This window comes from Rhizobium sp. AC27/96 (assembly GCF_001692325.1).
Classification (GTDB): Bacteria; Pseudomonadota; Alphaproteobacteria; order Rhizobiales; family Rhizobiaceae; genus Rhizobium.
On the sequence record NZ_LXKN01000038.1, the window covers coordinates 1 to 13,206 of the forward strand.

General features: G+C 56.5%; 17 protein-coding genes. 8 read left to right on the top strand and 9 right to left on the bottom strand.

Annotated elements, in window-relative coordinates; genetic code table 11:
• Nucleotides 1–561 precede the first annotated feature (561 nt).
• The 4 genes from A6U86_RS36175 (at nt 562) to A6U86_RS34915 (ending at nt 2,623) form a co-directional block, all read left to right on the top strand.
• Nucleotides 562–810: an IS3 family transposase gene (locus A6U86_RS36175; RefSeq protein ID WP_120296841.1), complete on the top strand. Its 249-nt coding sequence runs from the start codon at nt 562–564 to the stop codon at nt 808–810.
• Complete coding sequence (locus A6U86_RS24785) at nt 761–1,360, top strand: IS3 family transposase (RefSeq protein WP_047637296.1); 600 nt, start codon at nt 761–763, stop codon at nt 1,358–1,360. Before A6U86_RS36175 ends, A6U86_RS24785 begins: the two co-directional genes overlap by 50 nt.
• A 320-nt stretch (nt 1,361–1,680) precedes the next feature.
• Nucleotides 1,681–2,259, top strand: coding sequence for a response regulator transcription factor (locus A6U86_RS24790; protein ID WP_068396621.1), 579 nt, complete (start codon nt 1,681–1,683; stop codon nt 2,257–2,259).
• Nucleotides 2,260–2,443: 184 nt separating this feature from the next.
• On the top strand, nt 2,444–2,623 hold the full coding sequence (locus tag A6U86_RS34915; protein WP_077472893.1) for a hypothetical protein: 180 nt from the start codon (nt 2,444–2,446) through the stop codon (nt 2,621–2,623).
• Between the two features lie 65 nt (nt 2,624–2,688).
• On the opposite strand, the gene A6U86_RS24795 is transcribed toward A6U86_RS34915, so the two are convergent.
• The 7 genes from A6U86_RS24795 to A6U86_RS24825 form a co-directional block, all read right to left on the bottom strand.
• Nucleotides 2,689–3,204, bottom strand: coding sequence for a fasciclin domain-containing protein (locus A6U86_RS24795; protein ID WP_244510093.1), 516 nt, complete (start codon nt 3,202–3,204; stop codon nt 2,689–2,691).
• 196 nt (nt 3,205–3,400) lie between these two features.
• Nucleotides 3,401–4,054 carry a ChrR family anti-sigma-E factor gene (locus A6U86_RS24800; protein ID WP_047636760.1) on the bottom strand — a complete coding sequence of 218 codons (654 nt, stop codon included), beginning with the start codon at nt 4,052–4,054 and terminating at the stop codon, nt 3,401–3,403.
• Nucleotides 4,051–4,728 (bottom strand): sigma-70 family RNA polymerase sigma factor, encoded by a 678-nt coding sequence (locus A6U86_RS24805; RefSeq protein WP_343287080.1) that lies wholly within the window; start codon nt 4,726–4,728, stop codon nt 4,051–4,053. Before A6U86_RS24805 ends, A6U86_RS24800 begins: the two co-directional genes overlap by 4 nt.
• 112 nt (nt 4,729–4,840) lie before the next feature.
• Nucleotides 4,841–5,260 carry a DUF2177 family protein gene (locus A6U86_RS24810; protein WP_047636761.1) on the bottom strand — a complete coding sequence of 140 codons (420 nt, stop codon included), beginning with the start codon at nt 5,258–5,260 and terminating at the stop codon, nt 4,841–4,843.
• 27 nt (nt 5,261–5,287) lie between these two features.
• Nucleotides 5,288–5,716, bottom strand: a complete 429-nt coding sequence (locus A6U86_RS24815; protein WP_244510089.1) for a DUF2147 domain-containing protein — start codon at nt 5,714–5,716, stop codon at nt 5,288–5,290.
• Entirely contained in the window at nt 5,685–6,920 is a 1,236-nt protein-coding gene (locus tag A6U86_RS24820) for a cyclopropane-fatty-acyl-phospholipid synthase family protein (protein ID WP_047636762.1), read from the bottom strand. Before A6U86_RS24820 ends, A6U86_RS24815 begins: the two co-directional genes overlap by 32 nt.
• An 87-nt stretch (nt 6,921–7,007) precedes the next feature.
• On the bottom strand, nt 7,008–8,396 hold the full coding sequence (locus tag A6U86_RS24825; protein ID WP_047636764.1) for an NAD(P)/FAD-dependent oxidoreductase: 1,389 nt from the start codon (nt 8,394–8,396) through the stop codon (nt 7,008–7,010).
• A 162-nt stretch (nt 8,397–8,558) separates the two neighbouring features.
• Between A6U86_RS24825 and A6U86_RS24830 the strand changes: the two genes are divergently transcribed.
• The 4 genes from A6U86_RS24830 to A6U86_RS24845 are packed head-to-tail and all read left to right on the top strand — an operon-like array spanning nt 8,559 to nt 11,497.
• On the top strand, nt 8,559–9,371 hold the full coding sequence (locus A6U86_RS24830; protein ID WP_047636765.1) for a DUF1295 domain-containing protein: 813 nt from the start codon (nt 8,559–8,561) through the stop codon (nt 9,369–9,371).
• A complete protein-coding gene (locus A6U86_RS24835; RefSeq protein ID WP_047636767.1) occupies nt 9,368–10,396 on the top strand; it encodes a cyclopropane-fatty-acyl-phospholipid synthase family protein in 1,029 nt (342 codons plus the stop codon). Before A6U86_RS24830 ends, A6U86_RS24835 begins: the two co-directional genes overlap by 4 nt.
• Nucleotides 10,393–10,917: a hypothetical protein gene (locus A6U86_RS24840; RefSeq protein WP_047636768.1), complete on the top strand. Its 525-nt coding sequence runs from the start codon at nt 10,393–10,395 to the stop codon at nt 10,915–10,917. Before A6U86_RS24835 ends, A6U86_RS24840 begins: the two co-directional genes overlap by 4 nt.
• Nucleotides 10,918–10,963: 46 nt before the next feature.
• Nucleotides 10,964–11,497, top strand: a complete 534-nt coding sequence (locus tag A6U86_RS24845; protein WP_120296843.1) for a lipocalin family protein — start codon at nt 10,964–10,966, stop codon at nt 11,495–11,497.
• A 252-nt stretch (nt 11,498–11,749) separates the two neighbouring features.
• On the opposite strand, the gene A6U86_RS24850 is transcribed toward A6U86_RS24845, so the two are convergent.
• Together A6U86_RS24850 and A6U86_RS24855 are read right to left on the bottom strand one after the other, a co-directional pair.
• Nucleotides 11,750–12,157 carry a DUF3429 domain-containing protein gene (locus A6U86_RS24850; RefSeq protein ID WP_158008782.1) on the bottom strand — a complete coding sequence of 136 codons (408 nt, stop codon included), beginning with the start codon at nt 12,155–12,157 and terminating at the stop codon, nt 11,750–11,752.
• Nucleotides 12,158–12,179: 22 nt separating this feature from the next.
• Nucleotides 12,180–13,187 carry an NAD(P)/FAD-dependent oxidoreductase gene (locus tag A6U86_RS24855; protein ID WP_077472895.1) on the bottom strand — a complete coding sequence of 336 codons (1,008 nt, stop codon included), beginning with the start codon at nt 13,185–13,187 and terminating at the stop codon, nt 12,180–12,182.
• Nucleotides 13,188–13,206: the final 19 nt, after the last annotated feature.

Genomic DNA, 13,206 nt, shown 5'->3' on the forward strand with positions numbered 1-13,206 from the left:
GGAGCGAGGCTCGCCCGTTGAAATCGTTGCTGCATAGCTGATCCTCCGATGAACCAGCAGAAGCATCATCCTCAACAGCAGCAAATGTGAGTCAGAGCCAATTCTCAGTGATATTTTCCCGCAGTCTGGAATGAACCCCTCGGGCTGGACCACGGGACACGGAAGAACCGATACACTCTGCGGGCCTCAATCGGAGAAGGCTCATGAAGTCCCGAGGACCATATCGACGGCATTCGACGCCGTTCAAGTTGCAGCTTTGCCAGGATATCCGAAACGGCGTCATCGGACGGCGCGACGCACAGCGGACATATAGCGTTTCAGCAAACCTCATACAGCTATGGCTGACGCAGTTCGATCGCGGCGAACTGAACGATGAGGAGGCTGAAGCCAGCGTCATTGCTGAGTACGAGGCCCACATTGCGGCGCTCGAACGCAAGGTCGGCCAGCTCACCATGGAGCTGGACCTGGGTAAAAAACACCGCGCCAGCCGATCGCGGGCGACAGCGGGAGCTCCTCCATCGTCACCGGTCCTCGGCCTGCTCTGTCCGACGGGGGTGCAAAATGATCGATCTCCCGAGAAGCAGCTATTATTACCGATCAACTGCGAGAGCGTTGAACCTGGGGGATGCGGAACTCGTCGCCATCATCGAGGAGATCCAGGACGAGCTGCCCTGCTACGGATATCGACGCGTAACGCACGAGCTTCAGCGGCGAGGCCATCTGGTCAATCACAAGCGTGTCGCTCGCGTCATGCGGGCCAATGGCCCTGGGGATCAAGCCTCGCAAGCGGTATGTTCGCACGACAGATAGCAACCACGATTCGCCGATCTACCCGAACCTCTATCGCAATGTGATCCCGGCACGGCCAGACATGGTCTGGGTGGCTGACTTCACCTACATCCGCATCGCCGTCGGGTTCTGCTATTTGGCTGTCATTCTCGATGCTTGCAGCCGGAGAGTCGTGGGTTATGGCCTGTCAAAACGCCTGGATACGCCGCTGGCATTGGCAGCGTTGCATTCAGCGATGGAGAACCGAAAGCCTCCTCCCGGCTGCATTCATCATACGGACCGCGGGTGCCAATACGCGAGCGAGACCTATCGACGAGCGCTAGATGCGGCAGGTCTACAGGGTTCCATGAGTGCCGTCGGCAACCCTTATCACAATGCGCAGGCAGAAAGCTTCATGAAGACCCTGAAAGTCGAGGACATCTATCCCGCCGGCTACGAAACCTTTGCAGACGTCGCCGCGCGATTGCCCAGGTTCATCGAAGAAGTCTACAATGCCAAGCGGCTGCACTCGGCCCTTGGCTATCGATCGCCAGCAGAATTTGAAACCCAACTCGCCCAGCAGGCGGCTTAGTTTGAAGCGCCTCGCTGGTCCAGCCCGAGGGGTTCACTCCAGTCCCGGGTCAGCTCTCAGCGCAAATCAACAACTCGCATCGCTACCCAGTTTCTAACGTGACGTTGATCACCACGCAGCAACGCCACGTTCTTTCGCAGCCCCCCAAAAAGCCCTCGCATCCTGGCTTGACGAATAGCCTCACGAGCTGGTCGCAAGACAGCGCGAATGCCGATGAGGCCTCTCAAAACCTACTGTTTTGATCTGAACGAAAAAATCGTCGTACATCGTGAACGTATATCTGTCGGCTGCAGCCCCAAGGGCGTCCTTAGGAGGAGGCAATGGTAAGAACACCCGATCGGCCTATATTACATGTTGAAACTACGGAACTGACAAGTCTGAACGCACTCTTGGTAGACGACGACCACGTTTTCGCGCATCGACTTGGCAAGGCCCTACAAGATCGTGGTTTGAATGTCGAAATCTGCACAACAATCGAGAGAGCGGGCGCCGTAATCAATCGCGGTTGCCTCGATATACTGATAACTGATCTGCGCATCGGTGACGACAGCGGTCTTGAACTCGTGAAGCTTTGCAAGGAAGTATCGCCCAACACCAAGTCGCTTGTGCTTACTGGATACGGCCACGTCCGCGCTGTTGTATCCGCGGTGAAACTTGGTGCGACCGAATTCTTAAGCAAACCCGCTGACGTGGATGAGATCTTGGAGGTGCTTGGAATTTACTCTCAACAGGGCGAAACCGAGACGCCATGCCTAAAGTCCGCAGAACAGGTCCGCTGGGAACACATCAACAGCGTGTTTGCTGAAACCGGGAATAACATTTCTATGACGGCGCGGCTTCTTAGACTGCATCGCCGGACTTTGCAGCGACTGCTTTCCCGCGGTCCGCCGAGGGGATGACGCTGACCCCATTAATCTCTTTCAGCTTTGATCCAGGGTTCGAGCATTCCGTAATAAGGTGGTTCCATTGCACAGCCCTACAGCGATGGAACCGGCTCCCTACCCCAGGAGCTGACGCGGATCGGCATCGGATCCGCGGGGGCCGGCGGCCCCTCCGCCGGCCCTTCTTTGAAGGAGGTCATCGATGAGCTACGAAGACGGAATGAGCGTGTTTTACGATCCGGTCTCAAAGACCGTTATCGTGATTTTCCGTGGTAAAACCACCATATTGGAAGGGCCATTTGAAAGTGCCCGTAGTGGTGTTGCCGCCGGTGAACATCTATGCATCAAACTTGGATGGCGTTCGAACGCGCCCAATACCTAAACGAGTAAATAAGGTATTTAGATAGTGAAAAAGGCCGGGCCGATAACTCGGCCCGGCGCTTCCGATCACATCTTGGGAAGTAGAACCTTATCGACGACGTGGATCACGCCGTTCGACTGCTTGACGTCAGCGATCGTCACGGTCGCCGTCCCTCCCGCCTCGTCGGTGAGCGTAATCTTGCCCTTGTTGTCCTTGGCCTTCAAAACACAGCCGCCGACGGTCTTGATGTCATGTTCGCCGCCATCATCCTTGATCATCTTCGCGACGGTGCTGGCCATGGCATCAGCGGCGACCACGTGGCACGTCAGAATTTTGACGAGCTTGTCCTTGTTTTCAGGCTTGAGAAGCGTCTCGACGGTCCCTTTCGGAAGCGCATCAAAGGCTTCGTTGGTCGGAGCAAACACGGTAAACGGCCCCTTCCCTTCAAGCGTGGACACCAGGCCCGCAGCCTTGACGGCAGCGACGAGCGTCGTGTGATCCTTCGAATTAACAGCGTTTTCGACGATGTTCTTGTCTTCGAACATCGCCGCTCCACCGACCTTAGGGTTTGCGGCATACGCAGCCAAGCTGCCTGTCATCATGCTGGCCAACGCGACTGCCGAAACTACCAGAAACTTTTTCATGATCATCTCCTCTCAATGCCGGCCTCTTGGCTCGGTAGGGGATTCTACGAATGACGGCCGCTCCGGTTCAAAAAATCCAAGAAAGATCGTGCAAAATGATCTGTATTATAGGTTGTGGGCAGGCCTGCGATTGCTCGATCGATGATACTGACCGTTAAATTCCGAGGATTGGCTGTATCAACCGCAAAAACCTGCTCTTGAATCGTAGCGGCGCCTCGGTAACGGCAAGACAAATGCAGTCTTTGCCCGCATCAGCCTTTGGTTGATGCATCAAGCTGTCGTCTGCCATCTCGACATCACCTCGCGAAAATGTCGAAACCTCGTCGCTAAAGCTCCCGTCAAGCACCAGCGTTAATTCCACGCCCCGGTGAGAATGCTCCGGGACAGGCTGACCGGCAGGAATCTTGAGCAGTCGCACTGTTGTCGTTTCGTCGGCGGTCGGTATCATCATTTGGGCAGCGCCGCGCCCGAGCTGGCGCCACCTTAGACCGCCGGCTGCGTCGATGTAGGTCCTCAACGGTTCCGGGTATGTCTGATCAGAAACAAACCGTTTTTTGATTGGCACAACCTTGTCGATCTGGCCCGCATCGATCTTTGCCTTGAGGCTATCCCAGCTTTGCGAGAGGTCGGCTTCATCAACAGTTTCACTCTCGATAAAATAACCCCCAATGCTTTCGAAGATCGACAGCTTCGATCTACATGCCGGGCACAGAGCAAGATGGGTCGCCACAGCAACGCTCCAGCCTTCAGCCAGGGTACCGGCCGCATATTGCTGGAGCATGTCGTCGTCCAGATGATGTTCGATCATTTGGCTTCGTCCTGAAGCGCTGTACGCAGTTTCTCGCATGCAAGTCGTATCCTTGATTTCACCGTTCCAATTGGGAGGTTTAGTTTTTCTGCGATCGTCGAATGTGTGAGACCTTCGAAGAACGACATGCGCAGCACTTCCGCATATCTGCCCTTCAAAGTCGTCATCGCCCGCCTAAGCGCTGCAGCGCTTTGCTGTCGCTCGATCAACACGTCAGCAGCCTCGAACTCATCCGGGACGAACGCCGGATCGTTTGGATCGAAGTCAGGCTTTATCGCTCTTCGAACAGAGTCTATCATCTGATTTCTGGCGATCGTGAATATCCAGGTTGACGCCTGGGCCTTGGACGGATCGAAAAGCGCCGTCTTGTGCCAGACGCGCATCATAGTCTCCTGCGCCAGCTCCTCTGCCAGTATCCGGTTTCCTCTCGTCATCTTGATCATGTAAGAGCGTACGCGCGGATAGAAGTGCCTGTATAGGAGTTCGAACGCCACGATATCGCGTGACTCTGCCACAGCCGACATCAGCGCCCTAATCCGCTCGGCATCTAAGCTAAGGGTCTCTTCCTCCAACTTTCCGACCTTTCGCGCCCCGCCTGACGTCGACGGCCACACTTTCGCGTCAGCGCATGTGGGTCGAAGTACTCCGGTTCGAAGCGGCATCTGCATATTCATGGTGTAACCTACGCGTGAACTGGCTGCTGGATCAAAAAATGGCTATTAAATTTGCTTCGAAGTATCTGCTTGGACTTCGATCGCGCCTGCCCGCGTACGTAGAGTGCGGAGTTTAGAGGCGCGTCACAGCGCCAAAGATCCGCTGAGTGACCCAAAACCCGACGCCTGATGCTGCCGCCGATAAGACCGTTCCCCAGATAAGGTCGGCAACAGTCAAGACAGTTGACCAGTTCTTCAGGGTGGACTGGTTGGTCAGGTCATAGGTGGCATAAGCCATGAAGCCGACGGCAGCGCCGTAGATGACTGCTGTCGTCATCGATCCTGACGTCAAACCCGTCCTGACAGCGAGGAAGGTCAGCCCGGCGGCGTAGACGAGGTAGAATGCCACTGCCGGCGCCAGCCGGAACTGTGGCGCAAGCATGTCGCCCAACGTCGGTCGATAAAGACGGTCGGCCATGGTGCTCAGCCATACGAAATCGATTGCGACGAAGGCGATCAGCGTTGCGGTATATGCGGTCAGGTAAGTTTTCATACGGGGCTCCCAGATGGATTTCCAAGCTCAGTTTATGCGCGTCCAGTCCACGCCCTTGCAGATCAAACCAGCAATGACGCAGCCTTTCGTGGTCATTCTATCGCCGTCGACTTTAACGGTCAGCTTGTAGCTCAGGTCGCGTTGAGGATCGAAAGCGGTGCCGAAGTAGCTTCCCTCGCTGTCTTCCTTGATGGACATAACCAGTTTGTCGCCTTCCTTCTCCTTCGGCGTGCCAGGCCTTATCCAAGTGTTGACCGCGCATATATCGGCGCCGCAAGGCGCAATCCGCACACGCGCATTCCCGTCTCCGCGGGCCCAGTTGCCGTTTATATCGGAGGCTTCAGCAGGGAATGCCGCTCCAATGAGAATAACGGGAATTGCCCAGGCAAATGATTTCGTTCTGTTCCTGCCTTGGTGCGCCGTTTCAGGCATGCTCGATCGTATAAAGTCCGACATTGATAATCTCCTCCTCAAACCCTGCCTCGCAGTAACAAAGATAAAAGTGCCACATCCGCCTGAACGTCTCGTCGAAGCCGAGGTCCGCAATGGCCGGCCAATTCGCGTGGAACCGCGTGCGCCATTCGCGGAGGGTACGAGCATAGGATTTGCCGAAGTGCTCGACGTCGGTCAGCTTGAGCCCTGCCTCCGCGACAGCCCGTCGAAGCGCCGCATCGGACGGCAGAAATCCGCCCGGAAAGATGTACCTTTGAATGAAATCGGTGCTGCCGCGGTAGGCATCGAACCGGGCCTCTTCGATCGAGATGACCTGCAGCAAGGTTCGCCCGCCTGATGCCATGCACCGCTTGATCATCGCGAAGTAATCCGGCCAATAGGCTTCACCAACCGCTTCGAACATCTCGATGGAAACAATTCGATCAAACTGACCGTCAACATCCCGGTAGTCTCGCAGCCGCAATTCAACATGACTTGCTTTACCCGCCAACTCTACGGCGCGGTTCGCCCACTCGAGCTGCGAAGGCGACAGGGTTATACCCAGCACGTGAGCATTGGAGTGGTTCACGAGGTCGAGCGCCAGAGCGCCCCAGCCGCAGCCGACCTCAAGAACGCGTTGCCCGTCCGAGACGTCCAGCTTGTCGCGGATGATCTGGAGCCGATTTCGCTGCGCCGATTCTAGTGTCTGCGTGGAACTTTCGAATACGGCCGAGGAATAGAGCATCGAGCCATCAAGCCATTGCTCATAGAACTCGTTGCCGAGATCGTAATGCGCCTCGATATTGCGGCGGCTTCCGCGCCGGGTGTTGGCATTCAGGATATGACGCAGCCGGCCGGCCAGTCTTGCTACCGGGGTCCCGGAAAGAGCTGACGCCAGTAGATCCGCATTAATGGCCGCCAATCTTATAAGCGCCGTCAGATCCGGCGTGGTCCAGTCGCCCTCAATGTATCCTTCTGCCGCGCCAAGATCGCCCGAAACCACTAGCCTGCGAAGCGCGCGCCATCTGTCAATGATAATCGTCGCATCGGGTCCGTCCTCAGTCCCGGTCTTTATTACGGCCTTCCCGTTCGGCAGGACGACCGTAAGCTGGCCGTACCGGATGCCCCTCATCATGCGTCGAAATACAAGACCGCCAATACCGACCCTCGGCTCCTTAGCCTCACATGCAATCGGTAGGCTGGCCGCCGCTTCGTCAAATTGCGCCATGGGATACACCCTCGCCGCGATTTACGTTTGAACGGCAAGAGACCGAACAGCCCGAATGATTGGGACACGACCGCCGGCTTGTGATCCTCATGCGAGCACCTCCTGCTCAGCAGCCATTCGGTCGAGCGACCGCGTCGCTGGCATGCGAGCGATGCGCCCACTTTCATGGCTGACTTTCCATGGGCGTCGCACGCCTCCGAGATCTTCAGCGACGGCGAGCCCCGCCTGAATGCCATCCTCATGGAAACCGGAGCCGAAATGCGCGCCGCAAAACCATGTCTTGCGTGCGCCCTGAAGCGACCAGATTTCGCGCTGAGCTCTCTCCGTCGCGAGATCGAAAACCGGATGCTCGTAGGTCTCGGTGGTGATGATCGTCTCGGCGCGTGGTGGACGGTTCGGATTGAGCGTAACGAAGGTCGGCGGCGCGGCGCCCAGCGGCTGCAGCTTGTTCATCCAGTAGGTGATCGATGGCTTTGGCTGATCCTGCTGGTGCGAACCTCTCCCATCGGCGACGTAGTTCCAGCTTGACCAGGCTGCACGGCGCCTTGGCATGAAGGTGGTATCGCCATGGAGAATGGCCTCGTTCCGCGAGTAGCGAAAGCTTCCGAGGATCCTGCGCTCCTCTTCGCTGGGGTCGGCCAACATGCGAAGCGCCTGGTCCGAATGCGTCGCAACGACAACGTCATCGAACAGATATTGTTTGCCGAATACGTCGCGGACTTGGACGTGGTCGCTAAGACGGCGGATTTGCTGGACTGGTGTCGAGAGCCGTACGCGGTCAGCGAAACCTGCGGTCATCCGCGCTACGTATTCCCGACTGCCGCCCCTTACCGTGCGCCACGTTGGTCGATTCCAAAGAGCAAGAAGTCCGTGGTTGCAGCAGAATTTGACAAAGCTGGCGGCAGGGTAGGCGCCGACCTCCATGGCGGGCGTCGACCAGATGGCCGCCGCCATGGGATAAAGGTGGTCCTCGCGAAACGCGCGTCCGTACCCATTGCGAGAAAGATAGTCGTTGAGAGAAATGCCGCCCATCACTGGGAGATCCCGCGGCGCGCTGCGATAGAAGCGCAGGAGATCGCGTATCATCGACCAAAAGCGGGGACTGGCGACGTTTGACCATTGGGCGAACAGGCCAAGTCCTGTGCCACCGGAGTATTCAAATTGCCCCTCGTTGAGCGATACAGCGAATGACATATCGGAGGCTGCTGTTGAGACGTCCAGGGTGTCGAACAGCGCCGTGAGATTGGGATAGGTCACTTCGTTGTAGACGATGAAGCCGGTATCGACCGCAACCTCGCCGCTCTCGGCCGTAAACTTCACTGTATTGCTGTGCCCACCAATCCGATCCGCAGCCTCGAATATGGTCACGTCATGATGTTTTGCCAAAAGCCAGGCGGCGGAAAGACCTGAAATGCCGCTGCCGATAATCCCAACCTTGAGACGGCGCGAACCGTTGCCGCGATCTCCAAATGCCATAAATATCCTCTCTCTACAAATTGAAGAATTGCCAGTCTTTACGGACGTGCTTCGCAGCGGTTCTCTCACGCGCAGATTTTTTCGCATTTTTTGATTGCGGTCCGCAAACCGAGTTGCCGCAACCGGCGTAGAGGCGCTCGGAAGCAAATCGTTCTCGGGAATATGATGGACATCAATCCTCTAGTGATCATCGCGATTGGGCTCTCTGTGGCGATGGCTGGCGCGTGGGTGATACAGCGCACGACCGGCCTCAGCGGCTGGATTGACACGATTTGGTCTCTGGCTGTGGGGGCCGGCGGCATCGCGGCGGCAATCTTCGCCGATGGTAATACCAGTCGTCGCATAATGGTGCTGATGTTCGTGGCACTCTGGTCGCTCAGGCTCGCCAGCCATATTGGCGCGCGCACCAGAGGTGCGAAAGAGGACCCCCGCTACGCGAAATTTATCGAGGAGTGGGGCGATAGCGCGCCATGGCGGCTCTTCGTGTTCTTGCAAGTGCAGGCGATTGCCGCTTTCGTTCTTGTCTTGGCCGTCTATCTGGCAGCAGCCAATGGCGAAAATCTCCTTCGCACTCTGGATTTCATTGCCATCGGGGTTGGCTTTATTGCCTTGGGGGGCGAGGCGGCTTCGGATGCCCAATTGGCTCGCTTTAGGAAGTCCCCCGGCGCCAGAACAGGCGTTTGCGAGCTGGGTCTATGGCGCTACTCCCGCCATCCAAATTATTTCTTCGAATGGCTGTTCTGGTGCTGCCTTCCCCTCTTTGCGCTATCTGGGTCGATATGGAGCTGGTTATCGCTGTTGGCTCCGGCCATGATGTATTGGCTGCTTGTTCACGTCTCCGGTATTCCGCCCCTTGAAGATTATATGCTGCGAACGCGCGGCGCTAGGTTTCGTGCCCAACAGCAGCGCGTCAACGCCTTCTTCCCCGGCCCGCGCCGCAAACCCTCGTCCATTCCCCGCGGAGACGCTCCATGAACATGCTGGCTTTTGCCATCAACACCGCTGAACGCACCCCCATACCAGACGGGATATCCCTCGCAGCGATAGATTTACTTTGCAGCAGGATGAAACGACGGCTTTTGTCGACAACCAATGAGGCTGAACAGGCTTTCGTGGATGAGATGGATCGCTTTCCCGTCGCCACTCATACGGTAGAAGCCAACCGTCAGCATTACGAGGTACCGGCAGAGTTTTTCGCGCAAGTCCTCGGTCCGCAGCGGAAGTATTCCTGTTGTCTTTATCCCGACGCCACGACCTCACTTGCCGAAGCGGAGGCGCTCGCGCTCGCGGAGACCGTTAAACATGCTGAAATCGAAGATGGCATGGAAATCCTTGAGCTTGGTTGCGGCTGGGGTTCGCTTTCGCTCCACCTTGCACTGAAATTTCCGAAGGCTCGTATTCTCTCAGTATCCAATTCGGCGTCGCAGCGCTCGCATATTCTCAGCGTCGCAAACATGCATGGCATCAGCAATCTCGACGTTATCACTGCCGATATGAACGAGTTTGAGACCGACGAGCGGTTCGATCGCGTGGTTTCAGTGGAGATGTTCGAGCATATGTCGAACTGGAACGCCCTACTCCATCGTATTCGCGGCTGGACCAAGCCGGACGGCAAGCTCTTCCTCCACGTCTTCACTCACAAGAACAGATCCTACCGCTTCGACCGCGGCGATCCTGCAGACTGGATTGCACAGCATTTCTTCACAGGCGGAATCATGCCGGCTCATGATCTGCCACATAGGTTCGGCTATCTCTTCCGGGTAGAAGCGGAATGGCGTTGGTCTGGCATGCATTATCGCAGGACCGCGCTCGACTGGCTCGCCAATTTCGATCGGAATGTCGAGAAAATCCGCCCGATTTTAAACGAGGTGTACGGAGCTGACGCTGCCCTGTGGCAGCGCCGTTGGCGGCTGTTTTTTCTTTCCACCGCGGGGCTGTTCGGTCACGATAGCGGCGACGTCTGGGGTGTCGGACACTATTTGATGGCGCCGACCAGATGAACGCTATCGACCAACGCCTAGATCCCCTGACACAGGCGACGGTCACGATCGCCTGGGTGATCATTGCAAACAAACCCTTCTATCCGCTCTATGTCTGGTATCTCGTTGGCAATGGTGTGTCTGCGTCACTTTGGACCTTGGCAGCCGCCCCGCTCATGCTGGTGATCCCTGTTCTTGCGACGCGTTCGCCGCTAGCTGCTAGAATCGCGCTACCTCTAATTGGAACACTGGATACATGGTTCGAGACGAAGCTGTTCGGCCAGAACTCCGGCACAGAATTGTTTTTTGGGGCCTGCATCATGCTGGCGGCGATTTCATTTCATCCCGATGAGAAATGGTGGCAGCGAGGCATAGCTGCCTTCGTTTTCGCCGTTTTTGTCGCTTCGCGATCGCTCACTGGTGCGCCGTTGCACGTATGGAGCGACGGCGATTTGTCTACGTTATTCAGTCTCAATTCGTTCGCAGTCGCGAGCCTGATGACCTTCATTGGGCTACGATACGCGGGGATTTGGCGCCGATAAGCGACATCAGGAACTCAACTACAAATTAACGATCCAGGAGATCTCGATGAAAAATCATATCCATAGCATACGGCCGCTACTTCTCGCTCTCGCCGTCGTTGCGTCGGCAACGTGCCTCGCAAGGGCCGAACCCGATGTCGTGAAGGTCGAACCAGACCATTACCGCGGCACATGGCTGGAAATCGCCCGAAGACCGATGTATCTGACCGACGGCTGTGTTGCTGGCTATTCGACATATCGTCAGGGACCGTCGCGTAGCGAGATCCTCGTCGAGGATGGTTGCAGGGTTGATACGCCAAAAGGCCGCTTGAAGACCGTCAAAGGTATCGGCACCGTCACTGATTTTGAAACGACCAACGCCAAAATGCGCGTCCGTTATCCCTGGTTCATCACATTCAATTACTGGGTGTTGTACAAGTCCCCGGATAAATCCTGGTTCATCAGCGCCAACCCCTCGATGACCGACCTCTGGATCTACGCGCGATCCGTACCTTCGAAGAGCAAACTTCAACGCATGGTCCAAAAGGCGAGCGAGTTGGGTTACGACGTGCGTCAGCTAGAGTTCCCCGCGCAGCGATAGTTTCTGACTAACAAACCTGTGAGTTTGGGAAGGTCCAGAGAGCGCAACAACTTGTGATATGATCCGTCCACAGCTTGCATCTCTATCAATGCAGCCTTTCTTTGGCTCATCTGATGAGCTGCAAGACAGATCTTCAAAGCTGGTGCTAAATATGCCCCGCTAACGGCGCGATGTTGCGTGTCTTCGAATATAACAATGCGGAGTCTGACTGCCTCGGGCAACCCATCCAGCCTCAATCGAGTTTCGCTCCGCTTATAGGACCGAAACAAGCGTCATCAAGCAGTAAGCGATAACAACAGCTAACGTCACCCTTTCGCGAACCTTCAGGTACCACCGCAGGTCACTGTTTGCGGCGATCGTCTGGGCGTCAACGACGAGGAGAACACCAAACAAAATCATCTGAGCTATAAGGCCGAGTGTGATGGAACCGGTGAGAAGCGTCGCAAATGCGACCAATGCCAAAACGTTGCTGGACAGGGAAATAAAGATTTTCCCCCGAACGTTGAGTGCGCTACGCCAAAGCGTTCCCGCCATGAACGAGGCGATAATTGCTCCATAAGCGATGAATGCACTCTGCGCTTCGAACTGCGGCGCGAAAATTGAAACGAGTATCAGCAGCCAAAACGGCATCGTTCCCAAATACGTCAAGACGATCGCCAAGCGACGGTGCCTTTTGCCCATCCTACTGACCCACTATGCCGTTAAGGGCATCCGCCAGCGCCAACCCGCTAACGTACGCCGCCTCGACGCGCCCGGCGATGCACCAATCGCCGCAGGCCGCGAGCTGGGTATCCCGGTCCAACAGGAACGACTGGCGAGCGGGATTGTGAACGTCCGCGTAACGCCACCTATGAAGAACCGCACTTTCAGCTTCCGATGCTTCAATCGGGATGTGGCGCTTAGAAGCCTCAATCATTTGTTTGCGAACCGCATCAAAAGGCACGTCGACGTTGGCATCGGCCCAGACGCCATTGGAATTAACAACAAGAGAAGCGGGCTTTGTACGGGCCGGTTTTGAGTCGTTATAGGCTATCCATCCGATAACTGGATCCGACACATGAGCGGCGGCGAAGGGCTCTCGAACGCGAGAATTTCGCTTAATCATCAGCGTGAAACATGCGTGCATGCCAACCTCGCGTAAGGTTTCATGGTGGGAAAAGCTGGCGGGCAAGAGCACCGCACTTTGTGGCGCTGGCGCAGTCGCAACGATCCAGTCGAACGGCCCCTCCACAAGTTCGCCGGAGTGTATAAGCCACCGACCGGGCTCTCCGCCGATCTCTGCCACCCGGCTGGCAAGACGGATGTCGAGGCCCTCGGCCATCGCTTTCGGCAACGCGGTCATAGAAGGAACGGCAACATACCTCGTCATGCTTGGAACCACGTGTCGCGCCGGACCACCTACGCTCAACGATACCACATCGCCCGTCCACGGCTTGACCAAACCCACGCCGCAAGCCTGATCCATCTCCTTACGAAAATCCTGATCTCGTACCGTGAAATATTGTGCCCCGTGATCGAACGAGACCCCGTCAATTCTGCGTGTCGCCATCCGACCGCCGAAGCCTCTGCCTTTTTCGAAAACGATCACGTCTGCGATTGTCTGCAGTGACCTGGCAACAGTCAGTCCCGCGATACCCGCCCCTATAACCCCAACTCGCGGCCGTTCCGCCATTCGATTCACTCCTCCCATTTCTGCTGCTGCCCCTAGT